The following is a 21,597-nucleotide window of genomic DNA, read 5'->3' as shown; positions in this document are numbered from 1 at the left end:
TGCAAAAAGGATTTCGACGCACCTTTACACGGCTTGATCAGATCTGGCACTGTGTCGCCGGGCGCAATACGAGAAAGGGACTACGGTCTCGTGAACCTGTCTCGACGCACCCTTCTGGCGTCCGCCGCGGCCACTCCCCTGCTCACCGGGGCGGGAGTCGCCCTCGGCGCGGGAGAAGCAGCCGCTTCGCCCGCCACCCTCCGCGCGGCCCTCGACTACGGCAACAGCAAGCTGAAGGCCGTCGCACCCGGCATCACGTCGTTCCCGGAGATCACCCGGGCCGAGAAGTGGACCTACGTCGCCGACGGCGGCTGGGTCGGCGGCTTCTGGCCGGGCACGCTGTGGCTCGCCCACCTCGACAGCGGCGACGCGCAGTTCCGCGCGCTCGCCGAGGCGGCCAACGACAGGCTGGCGCCACGCCGCCTCGACCCGCGCGACCACGACCTGGGGTTCCTCTTCTACCCGTCGTGGATCACGGCCTACCGGCTCACCGGCAACGTCAAGTGGCGTGACGGTGCGATCGAGGCCGCGAACACCCTGATCCAGCGCTGGAACGCCACGGGCAAGTTCATCCGCGCGTGGGGCAGGATCGGCACGCCGGGCAACGCGGGCCGCGTCATCATCGACACGATGATGAACCTGGACCTGCTCGCGTTCGCCACCGAGCAGACCGGTGACCGCAAGTTCCTCGACATCGCGATCGCCCACGCCAGGACGACCCAGACGCACTTCCTGCGCGCGGACGGGTCGACGCCGCACGTGTTCGACTTCAACCCGGACACCGGCGCGGCCGTCGGCCCCAACACCGTGCAGGGCTACAGCCCCACGTCGTCCTGGTCGCGCGGCCAGGCGTGGGGCATCTACGGCTTCACGACGATGTACCGACGCACGGGCCTGCGCGAGTTCCGCGACACCGCGCGCAGGATGGCCGACTACGCGTTGTCGGTGCTCACCCCGGACAGCGTGCCGGTGTGGGACTACCGCTCCCCGCTGGGCGCCAACGACGTCAAGGACTCGTCGGCGGGCGCGATCATGGCGTGCGGGCTGCTCGACCTCGCCAAGGCCACCGGCACCGACCGCTACCGCGACCGGGCGCTGAAGATCCTCGACGGCCTGGTGGGCACCTGTCTCACGACCAGGTCCACGCGGGCCGAGGCGATCCTGGCCCGCGGCACCCGCAACCGCCCTGCCGAGGACGGCGTGGAGGTCTCGCTGCCGTACGGCGACTACTACCTGTACGAGGCGATCCTGCGCGTGCTCAAGCCTGCGCAGATCGCGAAGGCCGTCGGTCTCTAGTGCGGTCACCGCACTAGGGCTACTGCTCGATCACCTTCGCCGCCGGCCCGTTGTTCCAGGTCGCTTCCAGCCTGGACAACCGGCCGGCGGCGTTGCGGAAGTTCACCACCAGCGGCCCGCCGGGCTGCTCCACCTGCACCGAGTACCCGTCCGCGGGCGTGGCCGACAGCGCCTGCACGCCCTGCGGCCGGTACCGCACGACCACGTCACCACCGCGCAGGTTGAAGGCGTGCACGTAGGAACCGTCCGGCTGCCACTCCCCCTGCGGAGACGGCGATTGAGCCGAGGTGGGACGCGCATCCGTACTACTGGGAGGAACCGGAACTGACGTAGAGACCACAGGAGGCCTGGTGGAAGAGGTCGTGACAGGCGGCGTGCCGGCGGAGGCGCCGGAAGCGGGCGGCGGGACGGTGATCGAGGTGACCGTCGGCATCGGCAGCACGGCCGACTCCGTCGTGGCCTGGACAGCGGCGACCGGGGCGGGTTCCATCGCCCATCGGATGCCGAACCAGGACAGGCCGACGGCGACCGCGGTCACCAGTGCCCAGGCGACCAGGTATCCGACGGACCTTCTCACTGCGACGATCCTCCCGTAGCGGCTCATGGCATCAGTGCTGCTGGTCGAAGACGACCCCGTGGTGCGGGCGGCGATCACCCGCGCCCTCACCGGCCAGGGCCACATCGTGCACGGTGTCGCGCTCGCGATCGAGGCCTTGCGCGAAGTGACCGCGAACAACTACGACGTCGTGGTGCTCGACCTCGGGCTCCCCGACCTCGACGGAGGTGACGCGCTGCGGATGATCCGGGGCGTAACGAACACCCCGGTGGTCATCGCGACCGCCCGCGACGACGAGGCCGGGATCGTCCGGCTGCTCAACGCGGGCGCCGACGACTACCTCGTCAAACCCTTCTCCAGCGAGATCCTCGAAGCCCGGCTGCAGGCGGTGCTGCGGCGCGCCCGCGACGACAAGCAGCTCGTGATCGGCGGCCTTGAGATCGACGTGCACCTCCGCCGAGCCGCGGTGGACGGCCAGGAGCTCTCCTTGACGCACAAGGAGTTCGAGCTGCTCTCCTACCTCGCGGCACGGCAGGGGGAGGTGGTGCCGCGTGCGGAGATCCTCGCGAGCCTCTGGCCGTCCCACCGCGACGACCAGACGCTGGACGTCCACCTGTCCTGGCTGCGCCGCAAGCTCGGTGAACGGGCCGCACAGCCCCGTTACCTGCACACGGTGCGAGGAGTGGGCGTGCGTCTGGTCGATCCCAGGTGAGGCGGTCACTGGTGCTGGTCGCTCTCGCGGCGACCAGCATGGTGGCGCTGGCGTTCCTCATCCCGCTCGCGATCGTCGTCAAGAGCTCCGCGTACACCCGCGCGCTGAGCGAGGCGGAGAAGCAGGCGAACGCGATGACTCCCGCGTTGCTGATCTCGCAGAGGGAGCAGGAGATCCGCAACGCGATCAGGTTCACCCGGTACGGCGGTCAGCAGCGGCTGGCCGTGCACCTCAGCACCCCGCCCAACACCTACGGCTACTCCCACATCACCGCAGCAGATCTGCGGGAAGCCCAGAAGCTCGCGACCGCGTCCACCATCGAACGGCCCGACGGCGTGGCCTACCTGCAACCGCTGGCCACCAGCGAGAGCGGGATCGTGATCGTCGAGGCGTTCGTGCCGCACGAGCAGCTCAGCCACGGCGTGATCGGGACGTGGTGGGTGCTCGCGGGCGTCGCGGCGGGCCTGGTCGCCGGGTCGGTGATCGTCGCCGACCGGCTGGGCGCGCGGGCCGTCAAGGCCACCCAGGCGTTGGCGGAGGGCGCCCGCAGGATGGGCCAGGGCGACCTCACCGCGGGCGTCCCGGTCACCGGACCGCCCGAGGTCAGGGAGGTCGGCAAGGCGATCAACGCCATGGCCGAACGCGTCCGGGTCCTGCTCGCCGCCGAACGCGAGGTGGTCGCCGACCTCTCGCACCGCCTCAGAACGCCTCTCACGGCCCTTCTCCTGGACGCGGACACCCTCGGGCGGGGTCCTGGCGCGGACCGGGTCCGGGAGGCCGTCCAGGGCCTTGAGAGGGAGGTCGACGAGATCATCAAGGTCGCGCGCGCCGGCCTGCAGCCCGACGACGGCGGCGCCGACGCGTCGGGCGTGGTGCGCGACCGGCTGGTGTTCTGGTCCGCGCTCGCCGACGACCAGGAACGCCCGTGGACGGTCCGCGGCGCAGACAAGCCCGCGCACGTGCCGATCTCCCGCTCCGAACTCGCCGCCGCGCTGGACGCGTTGCTGGGCAACGTCTTCCACTACACGCGGGAGGGCACGCGGTTCGCCGTGACGCTGGTGCACCAGGCCGACCTGGTGGCGCTGGTGGTCGAGGACGCCGGTCCCGGCATCGCGGACTTCCGCCGGGCGGTGCGGCGCGGTGCCAGCGGGGGTGGCTCCACCGGCCTGGGCCTCGACATCGCCCGCCGCGCCGCGGAGAGCACGGGAGGGTCTCTCCACGTCGACCGCGGGCCGTTGGGCGGTGCACGCGTGCAATTGAGGCTCCGGAGGTTCTAGGGCGTCGCAGGTTCTGGGGCGTCACAGGTTCTAGGCGTCACAGGGCCGGAAAACGAACACCGCCGGCGGCGTTCGGACCGTGGGACGGGTCCGACGCCGCCGGCGGGCACCGGCCGGGCCGCGCTGCACCGCTGCCGCACCACCGAGTCCCGAGCAGGAGGAGGGATCCCGATGAGCAGTGCGCACTTGCCTTCCCACACCGGTGGAACGAGGTGGATCAGCCGGGGCTCTCGGCGCCGGGTGTGGGGTCCGGTGTATTCAGTGGAGTCCGTGTCGCTTTTTGCGATCTGACATGAATTTAGCGGACCACCGATCGCCGACCATCCCCCGTTCAGACGATTAATGTTTCTTAAATAGTTTTAAGTTCGACGCCGCCGAGTTAAACGGATTTAAGACGACACGTGCGGCAATTGAAAGCCCCTCCACGACACACAGCCCGGAACATGAACGCGGAGCGGGTTCCTTCACGAACCGTCTCGGCGGCCCGCCTCCGGTTCGCCCGGCGCCGAAGCTGACCCGAATCGATAACGGAGCGAGCCTGACGCTATACTCACAGTGATCGTCGAGCCTTCTCGTCGTGACCCGGACGTGACTTTTGACGGGTGAGTCAACCAGGGCATTGCTTCCCGCGTATACCCATGTAGATTCCCGCTCACCGTGACGGCCATTCGGGTGACCGTCACGGCTCGCGCGCCGCACGCGAAACGGAGGCAGCATGCAGGCGAACGCCCAGACCGCCCAGGTCGACGACCTGACACTCATCGCGCTTCCCACCGCGGTGAACTGCGCGGATCTGTTCGTGCGCTTCACCCTCGGTGAATGGCGCCTGCGCAACATGACCGCGGAGTGCTCGGCCGTCGCCTGTGCGCTGGTCGAAGCAGCCGTCGAATCGGCAGACCCCAGGACGTCGCGGCTCATCACGCTGCGACTGCGCCTGACCGGCGAGTACCTCGTCGTCGAGCTGGAGGCGGCCAGGTTCATCATGCCGCCGACCTCGCCCGATCTGCGCACCGGCGAACTGCAGCTCGCCGGCGGCATCAAGCTGATCTGGTGCGAGCTCGCCCTGCCGACGGGCGTGAGCGCCAACGCGGTGCCGCTGCCCAGGCGCGAGAAGCGCCGTTCGCCCGCCGCAGAGGCGCTGGGCGACGAGCCGGACGTCGATCCCGAGCTCATCCAGCGCATCCTGTTCGGGCTCGGTGGCTCGATGGGCAACGGTCAGCAACGCTAGGCCCAGATCTCACCCACAAGGGCGCATCCATCCGTGGATGCGCCCTTCTGGTGCGCCCAGGTTCGCGGTGGACGCTTCACGAATCTGTTCCCCGCACTTGGAATAACCGCTCGATCCCGTTCATGGATTGCGATTAACCGACCACCGGAAACATTTCGGGAAACCGCAAGGAATGTTGCTCTTCTTGGCGGAGGGGTGGCCGGCAACACTTCCTATACGGTCTCGTACCACGCCGCCCGAACTGTTCCGCACATTCGGAGAGGTGTCGCATGATTCCCGCTCTGGCCGCAGCCGCGCTGGCTCTGTCCACCATCGTCGTTCCCCCGGTCGCGGATCCGCCCCCGACGGGCCAGATCACCATCGACGTGGTCACGGTGAACGGTTCGGGTTGCCGGATCGGCACCGCCGCCGTCGCCGTCTCCCCCGACAACAAGGCGTTCACGGTCACCTACAGCGACTACCTCGCGCAGATCGGCCCGGCCTCGCGGCCCACCGACTTCCGGAAGAACTGCCAGCTGAACCTGAAGGTCAACGTTCCTGGCGGATTCACCTACGGCATCGCCCAGGCCGACTACAGGGGGTTCGCGCACCTCGAACGGGGCGCGAAGGGCACGCAGAAGGCGAGCTACTACTTCCAGGGCATGTCGGACAACGACCAGCGGACCAAGACCTGGAACGGCGCGCTGAGCGACAGCTGGCAGGTCACGCACAAGACGGACGTGGCGTCCATCGTCTACCACCCGTGTGGTGCGAAGCGGAACTTCAACATCAACACCGAGCTGCGGGTGGACAAGGGCACGTCCGACCCGGCGAAGACCAGTTTCATGGCGATGGACTCGACGGACGGGTCGATCGAGACGATCTACCACTTCGCCTGGAAGAAGTGTCCGAAGTAGACACCTCCACCGAAACGGCGAGGCCGAGCCCAGGAGGCATGGGCTCGGCCTCGCTTGCTCCCGCGAACTCAGATGTTCTGGTTCGCGAAACCCTTCGTCGCGATCTTCGACAACATGCCCTGCCACACCGCCGTGCTGGTGTGCGGGTCACCGGTCACGCCCAGCGCGGACTTGAGGCCGTTGAACGCGGCCTGCGTGTTGGGGCCCCAGATGCCGTCGATCGCCAGGCCGGACGCGCGGAAGTTGTTGCAGGTGCCCTGGACGAACTTGGTGTCGGCCTCGGAGTCCTTGAGCACGCGCACCGGCATGCCGCCGAAGTCGGCGTGGATGTGGTCGCGGTGGTCGGCGTTGTACCAGCCGTCGAGCACGTAGCGGAACCGGCGGCGCGTCACGGCCTCGGTGGCGAGGTAGCGCTTGCGCAGCGCGGCGGTGCCCGACGCGTGGTGCTGGTCGAGCGGCGAGGTGACGTTGCCGTTGGACCAGCGGACGTGGTCGAGGTCCATCGCGGTGCCCGCGCCGTGCTGACCGGCCTTGTTGACGTAGAAGCCCGCCGAGACGAGGTAGCTGATCGAGCCGTAGCCCGACGAGAGCGAGCGCAGGTCGCGGATCCAGGCGACGAGCGCGTTGTAGAACGCGTCGGTGGCCTGCCAGTTGCGCGCGGTCGTGTTGCCGCGGTTGGAACGCCAGTAGTAGACGGGAGTGCCGTCGATCTTCTGGAACGTCATCATCGCGAGCGCGCCGGCCTCGGCGGCCTCGATCTCGGCCGGCGTGTGCTGGTCGGCGGGCGTGGGCGCGGCGCCCGCCAGGCCCGGGGCGATGGTGGACAGGCCGGCGAGACCGGCGACCGCGGCCGCGCCCGTGACGAAGCCGCGCCTGGTGACGTTGTTCTCGAACACCCCAGTACTCCCTCTGCGTCCAAGCCGGCGGCGGCAGGGGTGAAGGGCCTGTCTCACCCACCGGCCCGAGGGAGTCTAGGGATCGCGTCCGAACGGCGGAATCGCGCCTGACCTGCGTTTTTCCTTTGCCTTTACCGCACGGCGCCGAGCACGCGGACCAGGCTCTTCTCCGTGTCGTTGCCGAGCTTCTCCAGCGCGAGCTTCGCGACCGGCGCCCCGAACTTCGCGAGTCCGTTGAACTCGACGTGCGCGTGGTAGCCGATCCGGGTGGTGCCCGGCGTGGGTCCGGCGCTGATCGAGATGTCGTCGGTCGAGGTGGCGGTGTCGTTGCGGCCGACGAACTGCAGGCCCTTCGCGTCGTCGCGGGTCAGCTCGTAGACGAGCTCGGTCTTGCGGCCGAGGAACGACGACACGTTGCGCCAGCGCGAGCCGACCCCGACCGGGCCGTCGTCGAGGCGCGTGCACGACACGGTGCCCGGATCCCACTGCTCGGCGCGGGAGAAGTCGCGCAGGTACTCGGTCACGCCCTCCGGGGTGGAGGCCACGGTGAACGTGCGCTCGACGTCCACACCGGACACGTGCGGCGAGTTGAACGCCTGCGGCGCAAGGCGAAGCCGGTACTGGTCGACGAGCTCCGCCTGGCTGTCCGCACGTTCGGTCAGGCGCTGGAGCCGAGTCTCGTCGAAGCTCCCCAGCTTGCGCAGCGTCCGCCACAGCGAGGCCTTGCCCTCGATGCCGACGCGCAGCGCCTCCAGTTCGAGGACGTCGCTGAGCGGCGAACGGCCGAGCACCCTGCCGTTGAACCTGAGCCTGCCGGCCTTCTCGCTCAGCCAGCCGAGCGCCTCCTTGTGCGGCCGCGACTCCACGCCGACCTCGCGCATGAAGTCGAGCAGCTCCTTGCGGTCGGCCTCGATGTCGTCGGCGAGAACCCGCAGTTCGGGATGCGTGCGACTGATGCGGCGCGCGAGCTCGGTGCCCGCCATCGCTCCGGCGAGGTGGTCGTTGAGGTAGATGCCCAGCAGCTCCGTGTTCACGAAAATCGGTTACCCCTGGTCAAACCTGCTCGCGGTCCAGCGCCCGCATCGGCTCCAGGATGATCGGCTGCGCGCGACGACCCGTGACGAGGTTCCACGCCCACTGCGCGAGCACCGCGACCCGGTTGCGCCAACCGACGAGGAACGCGATGTGCACGACAGCCCACGCCACCTTCCCGATCACACCCTTGAGCCGAAGCTTCTTGATGTCCGCGACGGCGTCACCGGGCGAGATGGTGGCCATCGTGCCGAGATCGAGGTACCGGAACGGCTTGGCCCGCCGCCCCCGCAACCGCGCCTTGATGACGCGCGCGACGTGGTGCCCCTCCTGCAAGGCGGGCTCGGCGATGCCGGGCAGGTCGTTGAGGTTCACCATGTCGCCGATGGCGAAGACGTCGTCGGTGACCGAGCAGTCCACCGGGTTCACCCGGATCCGGCCCTTCCGATCGGTCTCGGCCCCCGTCGCCTCGGCCAACTTGCCCGCGAGCGGCGAGGCCTGCACCCCGGCGGCCCAGATGATCGTCTTCGCCTCGACGCGATCCCCGTCCTTGGTGGTGAGCCCCTCGGAGTCGATGGACTCGACCATCGCACCCGTCATCACCGTCACGCCAAGACGTTCGAGCTTCACCCGCGCGTGCTCGCGCAACGGAGGCGAGAACGGCGGCAACACGTGCGGCACAGCGTCCATGAGGGTGATGCGGACATCGCGCGGATCGATCTCCCGGAACTGCCCCTTCAACGCCCTGCGCGCCAGGTCCGCGAGCTGACCGGCCAACTCCACCCCGGTGGGCCCGGCCCCCACGACCGCGAACGACAACCACTGCTTGGGGTCGTCGGCCGCCACCGCCGTCTCGAACGCGCGCAACAACCTCGACCGCAGGTTCACCGCCTGTTCGAGCGTCTTCATCGGCGGCGCCGACTCGGCCCACTCGTCGTGCCCGAAGTAGCTGTCCCGAGACCCCGCCGCCACCACCAGCGTGTCGTACTCGACCTGGCGGGACCTCCCGTCCGGCAGATCCACGTGCACCCGCTTCGCGGCGGTGTCGAACCCGGTCACCTCACCCAGCAACACGTGCGCGTTCCGCTGCCTGCGCAGAACCGCGCGGAACGCGGGCGCGATGTCGCCGGCGGGCAGCAACGCCGTCGCCACCTGGTACAGCAGCGGCTGGAACAGGTGGTGGTTGGTGCGGTCGATCAACGTGACCTCGGCGTCCGCGCGCTTCAGCCCGCGCACCACGCCAAGCCCGCCGAACCCACCTCCGACAACGACTACCCGGTGCTTGCTCATGGGGGTCGCATACCCGCTGGGGGCGCCTCGTATCCGGGGGCGCGGCACATCGGCCCCGAAGGAAGCCGGGGAGGCGCCTGCTGCCTGCCGCGACACTGCCGGTGGCCCGCCACCGCTGGCCCAGGGCAGGCGCCGTGCGCCGCCACCACACACGCCACACGCACCGTGTGCCTCCGCCACACACGCCATGCCACACGCACCGTGCACCGCCGCCACACACGCCACCCCGCAGCCTCCGTGCGCTGCCGCCACACACGCCACGCCGCAGTGGCCGTATGCCGCACCACCACACACGCCATGCCGTAGCCTCCGTGCGCCGCCGCCACACGCGCCATGCAGCAGTGGCCGTGTTCTGCACCACCACACACGCCCAGCCACTACGCGTGCCAGCCGAAGCTGCCTACACACCACCATGCGCACCGCACCGCCCACACGCCCAGTAACCACACACGCCGCACCACCAGACACGTCCGCCTAAACCTCACGTCCCACCACGCGCCCTGCACCGCTCACACGACCGCCACCACACACCCACCGCCCCCGCGGTGTCGCCATCACATACGCCCACCACCACACGCCCACCGCGTCGCAACCCCACCACCACACGCCCGGCCACCACACCCGCCCGCCACCACCCGCCGCAGCTCACGCCCCGAGCGCGCACCACCTTCCCAACCACCGCCGCTCCCACCCGAGCGCGCACCACCACACGCCCAACCCCCGCTCCCACCCGAGCCCGCACCACCCACCCAACCGCCGTTCCCACCCTTGATCCCGCACCACCCACCCGACCGCCGCCCCCACCCGACCGCCGCTCCACCCACCCCACCACCGCCCCACCCCGAGCCCGTCCCCCACCCGCCGCATACCCACCCCGAACGCGGGTATCCGCCCCCATGACCACCACCGCTGACCAGTCGCTCTGGCTCGCCGCCCTCCCAGCGAAGGCCCGCCCGGCGCTGACCGGCGCGCACACCTACGACGTGGCCGTGGTCGGCGGCGGCATCACGGGCCTCACCACCGCGCTCCTGCTCAAGCGGCGCGGCCTGCGCGTCGTCGTGCTGGAGGCGGGCCGGGTCGCGTCCGGTGTGTCCGGCAACAACACCGCCAAGGTCACCGCCCTGCAGTCCACTGTGTACTCGCAGATCCGCGGCAGGCACGGGCTCGCCGCCGCCACCGACTACGCCACCGCGTCACTGGCCGCCGTGGCGCAGGTGGCCGACCTGGCCAAGGACGTCGACTGCGACCTGCGCCGCTCCCCCGCCGTCACCTACGCGTTCACCGAGGCCGAGGTGCGCGACGTCGACAACGAGCTGATCACCGCACGCCAGGTCGGGCTGCCGGTGCGCGTCAGCACGAACGTCGACCTGCCGTTCGAGGTGCACGCGGCGATCCGGCTCGACGACCAGATCAAGCTGCACCCGGTCAAGTACCTGCGGGGGCTGGCCGACCAGATCGACGGCGACGGCAGTCTGGTGTGCGAGAACAGCCGGGTGCTCGACGTGAGCGGCAACCGGGTGTCCACTTCGGACGGAAGCATTGACGCCGAGAAGATCGTGATGGCGACGCACTACCCGACGCTGGACCGGGGGCTGTACTTCCCGCTCCTCGAACTCACCCGCGCCTACTGCATCGCGGCGAAGGTCGACGCGCCGACGCAGGCGCTCGCCATCAGCACCGGCAGTCCTTCGTGGTCGATCTCGGCGCACGAGGACAAGCTGATCCTCGCCGGCCAGAGCCATCCGACCGGCAAGTCCGTCGTGGAACCGTTCCGGCGTCTCGAAGACTTCGCCCGGAAGCACTGGCAGGTCGAGGAGATCACGCACCGCTGGTCGGCGCAGGACCCGACGACGTACGACCACCTGCCGATGATCGGGAGCTACACGCCGGGCAACTCCACCGTGTTCACCGCCACCGGCTACATGAAGTGGGGGCTGACCAGCGGCACGTTCGCCGCGGCGCTGCTCGCCGACCTCGTCACCGGCAAGCCGAACGAGATGGCCGAGCGCTTCAGCCCGCACCGGGTTTCGCTCAAGTCGTTGCCCGCGCTGCTGCGCAAGAACGCCGAGGTCGCCGTGGAGATGGTCGGCGACAGGGTCCTGCCCGCCGGCGCCACCTCCAGCGAAAGGCTGCTGCCCGGTCAGGCCCACGTCATCCGCGACGGCCTGGGCAAGACCGGCGTCTACCGCGACGAGAACGGCCGGCTGCACGGCGTGTCGATGCGCTGCACGCACCTCGGGTGTCTCGTCCGGTTCAACGCCGCCGAACGCAGCTGGGACTGCCCGTGCCACGGGTCGCGGTTCGACGTCGACGGCGAGGTGCTGGAGGGGCCCGCGACCAAGCCCCTCCCCCGCAAGGAGCCCCGCTAGCGGTGCGCCGCCACCGCTGTTCGACGCACCGCTAGCCCTTGGCCACCAGCGTCAGCACGTCGTACTTCGCGACCGACTCGTCCTTCTGGTTCGTCACGTCCGCGTCCCACCGGACCTCGCCGTACTCCTGGTCCTCGCGCGGCGTGATCTGCTTGACCGTCAACGTCACCGTGAGCCGGTCGCCGGGGAACGTCGGCGTGACGAACCGCAGGTTCTCCAGCCCGTAGTTCGCGAGCACCGGGCCGGGTTCCGGCGAGACGAACAGGCCCGCCGCGAACGACACCACGAGGTAGCCGTGCGCGACCCTGCCGCCGAAGAACGGGTTCGCGGCGGCAGCCTCCTCGTCCATGTGCGCGTAGAACGTGTCGCCGGTGAACGACGCGAAGTGCTCGATGTCCTCCAGCGTCACCTCGCGTGGGCCGGCCACGACCGTGTCGCCCACACGGAGCTCGGCCAGCGTCTTGCGGAACGGGTGCACGGCGTCGTCACGGCGTGGCGCGCCGGTGACCCAGCGGTTCGTGATGGCGCCCAACGCGCGCGGGCTGCCCTGCACGGCCGTGCGTTGCATGTGGTGCAGCACGCCGCGCATGCCGCCCATCTCCTCGCCACCGCCGGCTCGGCCCGGTCCGCCGTGCACGAGCATCGGCAGCGGTGAGCCGTGCCCGGTCGACTCGGCGGCGTCCTCGCGGTCCAGCACGAGCAACCGGCCGTGCCACGGCGCTACTCCGATCACGACGTCGCGCACGAAGTCCGTGTCGGCGGAGACGATCGACCCGACCAACGAACCGGCACCCCGCGCTGCCAGAGCGACGGCGTCGTCCAGCGAGGTGTACGGCATCAGAGTCGACACCGGCCCGAACGCCTCGACCTCGTGCGGCTGCACGGCATCCGCGTCCGCGCGAAGCAACATCGGCGACATGAACGCGCCTCGCTCGGCATCAGCGTCCACAAGAGACAGAGCGCCGTCTCCATAGACGACGGAGGCGTTCTCCTGCAACGCCTTCAACGACCGGCGCACCTCCTCGCGCTGCTCCAGACCGGCCAGCGCGCCCATCTTCACGGACCTGTCGGCGGGGTTGCCGATCACGACCTCGGCCAGTTTCGCCACCGTCGCCTCGGCCACCGCGTCCATCAACGACTCGGGCACCAGCGCGCGCCGGATCGCCGTGCACTTCTGCCCGGCCTTGGTCGTCATCTCCGCCACCAGCTGCCCGACGAACAGGTCGAACTCGGGCGTGCCCGGCACCGCGTCCGGCCCGAGGATCGAGCAGTTCAGCGAGTCGGCCTCGGCGTTGAAGCGCACCGACGACCGGATCACGGCCTGGTGCGTGCGCAGGCTCTGCGCCGTGGACGCGGACCCGGTAAACCCGACCAGGTCCTGCGGGGTCAGGTGGTCCAGCAGGTCGCCCGCCGACCCGCACACGAGCTGCAGCGACCCCTCGGGCAGCAACCCGGACGCGAGCATCAGCTCGACCATCTTCTCGGTCACGTACGCGGTCTGCGACGCGGGCTTGATCAGCGACGGCACCCCGGCGATGAACGCGGGCGCGAACTTCTCCAAGGGGCCCCACATGGGGAAGTTGTAGGCGTTGATCTGCACCGCGACCCCGCGCAACGGCGTGCAGATGTGCTGCGCGACGAACGTGCCGCCCCGCCCGAGCGGCTCGACGGGCCCTTCGACGTAGACCTTGTCGTTCGGCAGCTCGCGCTTGGCCTTGGACGCGTACCCCAGCAGCACGCCGAAGCCGCCGTCGACGTCGATCCACGAGTCGGACCTCGTCGCCCCCGACCGCGCCGACAGCGCGTACAGCTCGGCCTTGTGCTCCTTCAGGTACAGCCCGAGGGCCTTCAGCAGCTGTGCCCGCTGGTGGAACGTGAGCTCGCGCAACGCGGGCCCGCCGACCTCGCGCCCGTACCGCAGCGCCGCCCCCATGTCGACGCCCGCCGACGAGATCCGCGCGATCTCCTCGCCCGTCACGGCGTCGTGCAGCGGCGTGCCCTCCACCGACGGCGTGTGCCACCCACCCGACACGTAGCTGCGCAGCAAGCTCATCGCGCCACCCCTTCTCGCTGGGCGCTGGATCATCAGCGACCCGACCACCAGGCAACGTAGCAGGGGTCGGGAGGTCCCGAAGGGGGCTCGTGGGGCGGGGGCAGCGGGGGGAGGTGGTCCAGCGGCCGCGAGCGGGACGGTGGCGCGGGCAGGCGCCGGGTGCGGTGGCGAGCGGGACGGTGACGCGGGCAGGCGCCGGGTGCGGCGGCGAGCGGGCGGCGGCGCTGGCAGGCGGCGGGTCAGCGAGCCACCAGGCCCGCGAGCGCGTCCAGCAGCACCGGCGCCACCTCTGGCCGGCACACCAGCAGGTCCTCGGTGCGCGGGTCCGGCGACCGGTAGTCCACGGCCCTGCCGTCGAGGTGCGAGGCGTGGGCCCCGGCCGCACGCGCAACGGCCACGGGCGCGGCGCTGTCCCACTGGTACTGCCCACCGTCGTGCACGTACGCGTCCACCAGCCCGGTGCACACCGCGACCGTCTTGACCCCGGCCGACCCCATCGGCACCAGTTCGACGTCCAGGACCCTGGCCAGCTCGTCCACCAGCGGCGGCCGGTGGCTGCGACTCACGGCCACCCGCATCGGATCAGCGACAGACGGGGGCAACGGAGTGGGATCGGCGGTGCTGTGCGTGTCACCGGAAGACAGGGCCACGGCCCCGGCGGTGAGCTCCCCACCCTCGACGAGGGCCACGTGAACGGCCCAGTCGTCGCGGGAACGGTCGCAGTACTCACGGGTGCCGTCGAGCGGGTCGATGATCCACAGGCGCCCGGACCGGGCCTCCGCGCCCACCGGAGTCCCCTCCTCCGACAACACGGCGTCGTCAGGGCGGTGGGCAGCGAGTTCGCCGACGAGCAGATCGTGCGCCTGACGGTCGCCCTCACGGCCCAACTCCGGACCGGAGTACGAGGATCGCAGCCGGGACAACAGGTCGCGGGCGGAAGAGGCCAAAGTGGACGCCAGCAAGTGATCATCCACAGTGGTCACCCCTGAACGGTCAGGACGACGCGGTCGCCGAGAACCTCGAACCGCGCGTACGAGAGGTCGGGCACGACTACGTCCGCGTCCAGGCCGGTTCCGACACCGAGTGTCGTGCAGCCCGCCGCCCTGCCGGACTCCAGGCCGGACGCGGTGTCCTCGACGGCGAGGCACCGGCTCGGGTCCGCGCCCAGCTGTTCGGCGGCCGACAGGTACGGCGTGGGCGCGGGTTTGCCGTGGTCGACGTCGTCGGCGGTGACGACCACGTCGGTCACCGGGAGACCGGCGGCGGCGGTGCGGGCGGCCGTGACGTCACGCGTGCAGGAGGTGACGATGGCCTTCATCGAACCTGCCGAACTGGTCGCGTCCAACGCTCCTGGCAGGACGACGACGCCTTCGAGGTCGTGCGTGGCGATGTGCGAGTAGTGCGCCAGACCCTCCGCGTGACGCTCGGGCGGGAGCAACAGGGCGACGATGTCCTTGGCGGGCTTGCCTTCCGTGCCGTCGAGGCGCGCCGGGTCGACGCCTTCCTCCTCGGCCCAGCGGCGCCAGGCCCTGCGGACGGCGGCCGTGGAGTCGATCAGGGTGCCGTCGAGGTCGAACAGCACCGCGTCGAATTCCAGTCGCATGGTCATCCTTTCGCTTGGGAGCCAACGGGTTCACGTTGCGCGACGTAGCGGACGAGCAGGATCACGAAGCCGAGCGCGGCGAGGCCGAGGACACCGCCCAGCACGGCGACGCCGGGCAGTCCTGCCTGGTCGAGCGCGATGCCGCCGAAGCCCGCGCCCGCGACGATGCCGATGTTGAACGCCGACACGGCGAACGACACGGCTAGCTCGCCTCCCTCGCCCGCGGCCTGGAAGAGCGCCGCCTGCACAGCGGGGACGAACGACCACGCCGCGAGCTGCCAGACGACCACCAGAGCGATGGTCTGGGGCACGTCGGTGGACAGCGGCAGCACCGCGAGCAGCGCCACGGCGGTGATGGCGGCGGTGATCAGCAACGTCCTGCGGGAGTCGGTGTCCGCGCCCTTGCCGCCGATCACGTTGCCGACGACGGCGCAGATGCCGGCGATGAACAGCACGACGATCACCATGGTGCTGCCCATCCCGGCGCGCTGCTCCAGCAACGGCACGAGATAGGTGTAGACGGTGAACGTGGCGCCCCAGAACAGGGTGATCGCGGCGAGACCGACGAGGACGGGCGCGGTGCGGACCGCCCGCAGCCGTTCGCTGAGCGGAGCGCCTTCGTCGGCGCCGGTGGGCGGCACCACGGTGGCGATGAAACCCAGTGACAGCAACGCCAGCGCGCCGATCACGAACATCGGCACCCGCCAGCCCATGTGGTGCCCGAGCAGGGTGCTGATCGGCACGCCGAGCGCTGTGGCGGTGTTGACGCCCGCCTGGATCGTCGCGATGGACGACGCCCGGCGCTCCTCCCCGCCCAGCCGTGCGGCGGCACCGATCGCGGTCGCGAGGTAGAGGCCCATCATCGCGCCGGACAGGATCCGCGAGCCCAGCAGCACGGGGTAGTTCGGCGCGAGACCCGCCGTGACGTGGCCGAGCGCGAACACGGTCAGGCAGCCGAAGAGGACCTTGCGGCGGTCCACGCGGTGGAACACGGCGGCGAGCACGGGCGCGCTGATGGCGAACGCGACGGCGTTCAACGTCACCAGCTGGCCCGCGGCCGCCTCCGAGACGCCCAGATCACGTGCGATCTGGGGCAGCAGTCCGACGACGGCGAATTCAGTGCACGCCACCGCGAACGCACCGCTGAACAAAGCCCAAATCCAGATTCTCTTCATCGCCCCCTCCAGGCGTGCGCGTCGGGTACGCAATTGGAAGAAGGGTTGACGGCTCGTTCGACGACTAAGCGGATTTCACCCGACAATTCGAAACTGCCGGTCCACCTACTTCCGTATTCACGTGATCGGAGTAATCGCGACTCTGTCCGGTTACCACCCGTATGAGCGGTTCCAAATGATGATGAAGTGGGTAAGCAACGTGAGCCTGGCGCCTTGGGGGGACATGGCGCGCCACGGACGCTTCAAGGGGAGGACCGACTGTGCTCGAGGACGACGTGGAGCCGCACGCCACGCCGCGATTATCGGGACAAGCCGAACTCGTGGACGCCTCTCTCGCCGCGTTGGCACGGGGTGAGGGCGGCGTTCTGATCGCCGAGCAGCAGGGGGTGCTGGGGCGCAGAGCGCTCGTCGGCCAGGTCAGGGCGGAGGCCGCCCGTGCGGGACTGAGGGTGGTGCACGGTCGTGCGACGCACGTGGACCGTGTCGCGCCGTTGTCGACGTTGCGGGCGGCCCTGAGCTCGAAGGTCACCGGTCCGCACGGGGACTACGACGCCCAGCACCTGACGGCGTTGCGCGAGATCCGCACGCAGCTGGTGGAGCTCGCGAACGGCCCTGGCCTGCTGGTGTGCCTGGACGACCTCCACCTCGCCGACGACGTCACCGCGCTGGCGTTGCGCATGCTCGTGCCGGGGCTCGCGCACACCCCCGTCCTCTGGTTGCTGTCGCTGCGCCGGTCGCAGGCCTCCGCGGCGGTGCTCGGGGTGGTCGACGTGCTGCTGGAGTCCGGCGCCCACCGGCTGCCGGTCTGGCAGCCGACCGAGGAGGAGGTGCGTCTGCTGTGCCGGAGGGTGCTCGGCGCGGAACCCGATCCCGCGGTCGTGGCCATCGCGAGTGATGTCGACGGTGACGCGGAACGGGTCGTGCGCGCGTTGCACGATGCCGGGCACGTGGAGGTGACGAACGGAAAAGCCCTGCTCACCCCTGCTGGACGGGCGCTGCCGCACTGGCTCGTCACCGAGGTCCGCTCCGCGCTCGGTGATCTCGCCGGGCCCGCCTCCGAGGTGCTGGACGCGGGGGCGGTGCTGGGCAGGCGGTTCACCGTGCACGAGGCCGCGGAACTGTTGCGCAGGCCCGTCGCCGAACTGCTCTGGGCGGCGGCGCTGCTGGTGGAGACCGGGGTGCTGGCCGCGGCGACGAACGGCCTGACCTTCCGCAGCGAACTCGTCCGGCGCGTCGTCTACGCGGGGTTGCCCGAACCGGTGCGCACGGCGCTGCACCGCGAGGCGGCGGAGGTCGTCGCGAAGGAGGGCAGGCCCGCCGAGGAGGTCGTGCACCACGTCGAACGCGGCGGCCGCTGGGGTTCGGAGGAGGTCGCGCGCACGTTGCGCAAGGCCGTGCAGGACCGTGCGGGCGGCACGGGAGGGGCGGCGCGGCTGGCGTTGCGGCTCCTGGACCTCGCGGATCACGGCTCGACCGGCACCGGGGACCTGACCGTGGACGCCGTGCGGCTGCTCAGCGCGGACGGCAGGACCTCCCAGGCCTGGGACCTGGCGGTGCGCACCCTGAACGGAACGCCGGACGCGGCCACGGAGACGCGGCTGCTGTGCGCGCTCGCCGAACTGGCCGACTCACGCGAACCCGGTCACGGCCACATGGTCGTCGAGTACGCGCGCCGGGCGTCGGCACGCCTGGACCTGGCCGAACGCGACCACGCCGACCTGGCCGCCGTGCAGGCGTACCGGCTCGCGGCCGCAGGGCACACCGCGGCGGCGGAGAGCGCCGCGGCCTCGGCGGGGTCGGCCGGTGGGGAGGCGGTGGCCCTCGGCTCGGCGGCACGGTCCCGCATCGCGTTGCACCGCGGTGAGCTCGCCCAGGCGCTGGACCTGGCGAGGGCGGCCGTGCACGAGGCGGACCGGGCGGGGCCGTCACAGCGCAGGCTGAACTCGCGGTTGTGGCTGTGCGCTCCGCTCGTGGCGCTGGACCGCTTCGACGAGGTGCATTCCACGCTGACCCTGGTGGCGAAGGAGACCGCGCAGCTGGACGCGGCGTGGCCGGTGCCCCACTGGCAGCACCACAAGGCCCGTGCCCACCTGGCGGCGGGCAGGTTGCGCTCTGCCGCCGCCGACGCCGAACTCGCCGTCCTGACCGCGCGGGAGGCGCCGTCCTCTCCTCTGCTCGGGCGGGCGTTGCTGCTGCTCTGCGAGATCCGCACGGCCCTGGGCGACCTGGACGCGGCCGAGGCGAACCTGCGGGAGGCCGAACGGCTCGGCGGACGGGGTGCCGGGTCGGCCAGGCTCGCGTGGCGGCGGGTGCTGTGGCTGTGCGAGGCCGACCGGCCCGACGACGCGGCCGAGGTGGCGGAAGGCCTGCTGACCAGCCCCGACCTGGTCGCGATCATCACCACCGCGCCGACGCCGGTCGTGCCGGTGCTGACGCGCCTGGCCCGGCACCGCGACGACGAGGGACGCGTCGACCAGGTCGTGCGGATCGCGCACGAGCTGAGCGAACGCAACCCCGGCGTGCTCTGGGTGGCCGCCGCGTCCGCCCACGTCAGAGGCCTGCGCGACCGCGACCTCGGCGCATTGGTCAGGGCCGCGGAGCTGTACCGGCTGTGCGACAGGCCCGCGGCAGCGGCCGCCGCGTTCACCGACGCCGGCCGGACCGCCGACGGCCAGAGGGCCGTTGACCTGCTGGAACAGGCCCGGCACGAGTGGACGGCCGTCGGCGCCGCGCACAGGGCCGGCCGCCGGCACGACCGGGATCCCGACGACACCGTGCCGTCGCTGTCGGCCGAGCTGTGGGCGAGCCTCACCGAGACCGAGGTGCGCGTGGCCAGGCTGGTCGCGCGCGGGCTCACCAACAAGGCCATCGCGGCACGCCTGACCCTCTCCCCCAACACCATTGGTACGCACGTACGCAACGCTTTCACGAAACTCCAGGTCACCAACCGGGTCGAGCTGGCCCTTCAGGTGATCGCACACGCGCGCACCCGCACGTGAATTCGGCGGCCTCTCACTCATTCACGTGAGAGGCCCGGTGCTGATCAGTGAATCCTATCGGCCAGGTTCATGGATTTACGCGAGCTTGACCGCCACTCCGGCCGGAGAACCTCTTTTGCGAGGGGTGAATTTCAGCTCCCATCGGGCGAATTCCGAACGGAGTGGCATGGAGATCAGCATCCAGAAGTACGGCGGCAGCTCGCTTGCCGACGACGCGCAGGTCGCCGCGGTGGCCGAGCGCGTCGCCCAGGCCCACCGGTCGGGCTCCGCCGTCGTCGTGGTGGTGTCCGCCAGGGGCGCCACGACCGACGAGCTGGTCCGCTCGGCCACGGCGGTCAGCGACGTGCCGGACCCGCGGGAGACCGACAAGCTGCTCGCCACGGGTGAGCTGGCCTCCGCCGCGTTGCTCGCCATCGCCCTGCGGGACCTGGAGGTGCCCGCGGTGTCGTTGTCCGGCCCGGAGGCCGGCCTGCGCGCCGTGGGACCGCCCGGCGCCGGGGTGATCGCCTCGATCGACACCGGCACCGTGCGGGACTGGCTCGGCCGCGGCCACGTCGTGGTCGTCGCCGGGTTCCAGGCCCTCGACGACGACGGCGCCGTCGTGACGCTCGGCCGCGGCGGGTCGGACACCTCCGCCGTCGCGCTGGCCGTCGCCCACGGCGCGGCGGTCTGCGAGATCTACACCGACGTGCGCGGTATCGCACGCGCCGATCCCAGGGTCGTGCCCGGCGCCGGCCTGCTGCCCGTGCTGCCCGCCGCCGTGATGGCGGAGATGGCGTTCTCCGGCGCGCGGGTGCTGCACCCGCGTTCCGTCGAGCTCGCCGCGGCGCACGGCGTGGACATCGTCGTCCGCGACTCGTCCGGGCTCGGCGACGGAAGCACGATCTTCGGAGGGAGAGCGGCGATGCTCGACTCGGACGTCCTCGAAGGACGCGCCGGCGTGGTCGCGGTGACGCACGACGAACAGGTGACGCAGGTCCTCGTCGACGCGGGGTGCGACCTCGTGGAGGGCAGCGCACGCGTGCTGGAGGCGTTGGCGCGCCTGGAGATCCCCGTCGACTCGGTGCAGTGGTGGTCGCATCCCGGCGCACCGCTGCGGATGCGGTTCTGCCTCGCCGACGGCGCGGCGGACGAGGCGGCGGAGGCGGTGCGCGAGGAACTCGGCTGCACCGTCACGCTGCGCCGCGAGTTCGGCCGCGTCTGCGCCGTCGGCACCGGTCTGCTGAGCAGGCCGGGACTCACCGCGCTCGGCCTGAACGCGTTGTCGGCGGCCGGGATCACCGCGGAGTGCGTGGCCTGCAGCCAGGCCAGGACGACGTACCTCGTCGCCCGCGACCGCGTGCACGACGCCGTGCGCACGCTCTACGAACGCTTCGGACTTGACCAGCACGACCTGGAAGGGAGCAGGACCCGGTGAACCAGCCGCAATCCTTCGGCGCGAGGCTGCGCCTCGACCGCATCGACCGCAACGGGGACGGCCGGTTGATGATCGTGCCGCTCGACCACTCGGTCGCCGACGGACCGGTGACCCCCGACGACTCGCTCGACGACCTGATCGGCGAACTCGCCGCGGCCAAGGTGGACGCCGTGGTGCTGCACAAGGGAACCGTCCGCCACCTCGACCCCAAGCGGTTCGTCAACACCTCGCTGATCGTCCACCTGAGCGCGAGCACCGCGCACGCCCCCGACCCGGACGCCAAGTACCTCGTCACGAGCGTCGAGGCGGCACTGCGGCTCGGCGCGGACGCCGTCAGCGTGCACGTGAACATGGGCTCGCAGCAGGAAGCCGAGCAGATCGCCGACCTCTCGCGCACCGCGGAGGAGACCGAGCGCTGGGGAATCCCCTTGCTGGCCATGATGTACGCCCGCGGCCCGCAGATCGACAACGCCGCCGACCCCGAGCTCGTCACGCACTCCGCGACGCTCGCCGCCGACCTGGGCGCCGACCTCGTGAAGGTGAGCTACCCCGGTTCGGCCGAGGCCATGGCGGACGTCGTCCGCGCGTGCCCCATCCCCGTCGTCGTGGCGGGCGGCCCGCCGGTGGACGACAAGCGCGACCTGCTGCGCCGCGTCGCCTCCACGGTGCGCGCGGGCGCGGCGGGAGTCGCCATGGGCCGCAACATCTTCCAGCACCCGACGCCGGGCCGGCTGGCCCGCGAGATCGGTGACGTCGTGCACGGCCGCATGGCGATCGCCGCCTGAAAACCAGGAGGCA

The 21,597-nt window shown here is 70.8% G+C and carries 18 protein-coding genes; 10 read left to right on the top strand and 8 right to left on the bottom strand.

The window, feature by feature from the left end; translation table 11 throughout:
- Positions 1-90 precede the first annotated feature (90 nt).
- The gene (locus ACFWN2_RS31630; RefSeq protein ID WP_382433660.1) at positions 91-1,296 is read left to right on the top strand and encodes a glycoside hydrolase family 88 protein; all 1,206 of its coding nucleotides are present in this window, start codon (positions 91-93) and stop codon (positions 1,294-1,296) included.
- Positions 1,297-1,315: 19 nt separating this feature from the next.
- On the opposite strand, the gene ACFWN2_RS31625 is transcribed toward ACFWN2_RS31630, so the two are convergent.
- A complete protein-coding gene (locus ACFWN2_RS31625) occupies positions 1,316-1,531 on the bottom strand; it encodes a hypothetical protein (protein WP_382433658.1) in 216 nt (71 codons plus the stop codon).
- A gap of 115 nt (positions 1,532-1,646) precedes the next feature.
- Between ACFWN2_RS31625 and ACFWN2_RS31620 the strand changes: the two genes are divergently transcribed.
- From ACFWN2_RS31620 to ACFWN2_RS31600, 5 genes are all read left to right on the top strand, one after another.
- Complete coding sequence (locus tag ACFWN2_RS31620; protein WP_382433656.1) at positions 1,647-1,892, top strand: hypothetical protein; 246 nt, start codon at positions 1,647-1,649, stop codon at positions 1,890-1,892.
- Between the two features lie 6 nt (positions 1,893-1,898).
- Positions 1,899-2,564, top strand: coding sequence for a response regulator transcription factor (locus tag ACFWN2_RS31615; protein WP_382433654.1), 666 nt, complete (start codon positions 1,899-1,901; stop codon positions 2,562-2,564).
- Positions 2,561-3,841 (top strand): ATP-binding protein, encoded by a 1,281-nt coding sequence (locus ACFWN2_RS31610; protein WP_382433652.1) that lies wholly within the window; start codon positions 2,561-2,563, stop codon positions 3,839-3,841. The genes ACFWN2_RS31615 and ACFWN2_RS31610 overlap by 4 nt, the downstream gene beginning before the upstream one ends.
- A gap of 715 nt (positions 3,842-4,556) precedes the next feature.
- Positions 4,557-5,069, top strand: a complete 513-nt coding sequence (locus ACFWN2_RS31605) for an ATP-binding protein (RefSeq protein WP_382433650.1) — start codon at positions 4,557-4,559, stop codon at positions 5,067-5,069.
- 269 nt (positions 5,070-5,338) lie between these two features.
- On the top strand, positions 5,339-5,965 hold the full coding sequence (locus tag ACFWN2_RS31600; protein WP_382433648.1) for a DUF4360 domain-containing protein: 627 nt from the start codon (positions 5,339-5,341) through the stop codon (positions 5,963-5,965).
- A gap of 68 nt (positions 5,966-6,033) precedes the next feature.
- Here ACFWN2_RS31600 and ACFWN2_RS31595 read toward each other — a convergent pair whose 3' ends face one another.
- The 3 genes from ACFWN2_RS31595 to ACFWN2_RS31585 all read right to left on the bottom strand — a co-directional run bounded on the left by ACFWN2_RS31595 (position 6,034) and on the right by ACFWN2_RS31585 (position 9,183).
- Positions 6,034-6,861 (bottom strand): extensin family protein, encoded by an 828-nt coding sequence (locus tag ACFWN2_RS31595; RefSeq protein ID WP_382433646.1) that lies wholly within the window; start codon positions 6,859-6,861, stop codon positions 6,034-6,036.
- Between the two features lie 131 nt (positions 6,862-6,992).
- Positions 6,993-7,895 (bottom strand): SRPBCC family protein, encoded by a 903-nt coding sequence (locus ACFWN2_RS31590; RefSeq protein ID WP_382433644.1) that lies wholly within the window; start codon positions 7,893-7,895, stop codon positions 6,993-6,995.
- 19 nt (positions 7,896-7,914) lie between these two features.
- Positions 7,915-9,183 carry an NAD(P)/FAD-dependent oxidoreductase gene (locus ACFWN2_RS31585; RefSeq protein WP_382433642.1) on the bottom strand — a complete coding sequence of 423 codons (1,269 nt, stop codon included), beginning with the start codon at positions 9,181-9,183 and terminating at the stop codon, positions 7,915-7,917.
- Between the two features lie 896 nt (positions 9,184-10,079).
- Between ACFWN2_RS31585 and ACFWN2_RS31580 the strand changes: the two genes are divergently transcribed.
- Complete coding sequence (locus ACFWN2_RS31580; RefSeq protein ID WP_382433640.1) at positions 10,080-11,552, top strand: FAD-dependent oxidoreductase; 1,473 nt, start codon at positions 10,080-10,082, stop codon at positions 11,550-11,552.
- Positions 11,553-11,583: 31 nt separating this feature from the next.
- Here the strand turns inward: ACFWN2_RS31580 and paaZ are convergent, their stop codons facing one another.
- The 4 genes from paaZ to ACFWN2_RS31560 all read right to left on the bottom strand — a co-directional run bounded on the left by paaZ (position 11,584) and on the right by ACFWN2_RS31560 (position 16,383).
- Positions 11,584-13,605 carry a phenylacetic acid degradation bifunctional protein PaaZ gene (gene paaZ, locus ACFWN2_RS31575; protein ID WP_382433638.1) on the bottom strand — a complete coding sequence of 674 codons (2,022 nt, stop codon included), beginning with the start codon at positions 13,603-13,605 and terminating at the stop codon, positions 11,584-11,586.
- A gap of 239 nt (positions 13,606-13,844) precedes the next feature.
- Positions 13,845-14,579, bottom strand: a complete 735-nt coding sequence (locus tag ACFWN2_RS31570; RefSeq protein ID WP_382433636.1) for an inositol monophosphatase family protein — start codon at positions 14,577-14,579, stop codon at positions 13,845-13,847.
- Positions 14,580-14,584: 5 nt separating this feature from the next.
- Entirely contained in the window at positions 14,585-15,208 is a 624-nt protein-coding gene (locus ACFWN2_RS31565; protein ID WP_382433634.1) for an HAD-IA family hydrolase, read from the bottom strand.
- Positions 15,209-15,210: 2 nt separating this feature from the next.
- On the bottom strand, positions 15,211-16,383 hold the full coding sequence (locus ACFWN2_RS31560) for an MFS transporter (RefSeq protein WP_382433632.1): 1,173 nt from the start codon (positions 16,381-16,383) through the stop codon (positions 15,211-15,213).
- Between the two features lie 260 nt (positions 16,384-16,643).
- On the opposite strand from ACFWN2_RS31560, the gene ACFWN2_RS31555 reads away from it, so the two are divergent.
- The 3 genes from ACFWN2_RS31555 (at position 16,644) to ACFWN2_RS31545 (ending at position 21,584) form a co-directional block, all read left to right on the top strand.
- Positions 16,644-19,382 carry a LuxR C-terminal-related transcriptional regulator gene (locus tag ACFWN2_RS31555; protein ID WP_382433630.1) on the top strand — a complete coding sequence of 913 codons (2,739 nt, stop codon included), beginning with the start codon at positions 16,644-16,646 and terminating at the stop codon, positions 19,380-19,382.
- Positions 19,383-19,548: 166 nt separating this feature from the next.
- Entirely contained in the window at positions 19,549-20,799 is a 1,251-nt protein-coding gene (locus ACFWN2_RS31550; RefSeq protein ID WP_382433628.1) for an aspartate kinase, read from the top strand.
- Entirely contained in the window at positions 20,796-21,584 is a 789-nt protein-coding gene (locus tag ACFWN2_RS31545; protein ID WP_382433626.1) for a 2-amino-3,7-dideoxy-D-threo-hept-6-ulosonate synthase, read from the top strand. Before ACFWN2_RS31550 ends, ACFWN2_RS31545 begins: the two co-directional genes overlap by 4 nt.
- The last annotated feature ends 13 nt before the right edge of the window (positions 21,585-21,597 follow it).

It is taken from the genome of Lentzea sp. NPDC058436, assembly GCF_042721515.1.
In the GTDB taxonomy this organism is placed as follows: domain Bacteria; phylum Actinomycetota; class Actinomycetes; order Mycobacteriales; family Pseudonocardiaceae; genus Lentzea.
Note: the sequence above shows the minus strand (reverse complement) of the source record. Positions and strands in the feature narration are given on the sequence as shown.